At 47.2% G+C, this 322-nt stretch carries 1 protein-coding gene; it reads right to left on the bottom strand.

Features of this window, described 5'->3' with window-relative positions; translation table 11 throughout:
* A partial coding sequence (locus QWI17_RS06730) for an EAL domain-containing protein (RefSeq protein ID WP_302721760.1) occupies nucleotides 1–322 on the bottom strand: 322 nt, incomplete at both ends.

Consider the following 322-nt stretch of genomic DNA (forward strand, 5'->3'; position numbering starts at 1 on the left):
ATCGGATTCCCGAATGAGTTGAATCCAGCGTTCTGGTATGGAGCTGCCAGTATTGCTTTCGAAATGAGTGGCTGATGTATTGACACAAAGCTGTAGCTCGGGAGTCAGTGAAGAGCGCCACCGCAGAGCTTGTTGTAAAGCGGCTCTGAATCCCCAGTCATCTAACTCAACTATCAGGCCGCTATCTTCGGCTTCCTGAATAAACTGAGACGGGTGCAGTAACCCTTGAACAGGATGGTTCCAGCGAATAAGTGCTTCAGCTTTTATAACGTTTTGACTGTGCAGATCGATAATCGGTTGAAAGTAGAGTTGGAATTCAGAC

Source organism: Gilvimarinus gilvus (assembly GCF_030518155.1).
Classification (GTDB): domain Bacteria; phylum Pseudomonadota; class Gammaproteobacteria; order Pseudomonadales; family Cellvibrionaceae; genus Gilvimarinus; species Gilvimarinus gilvus.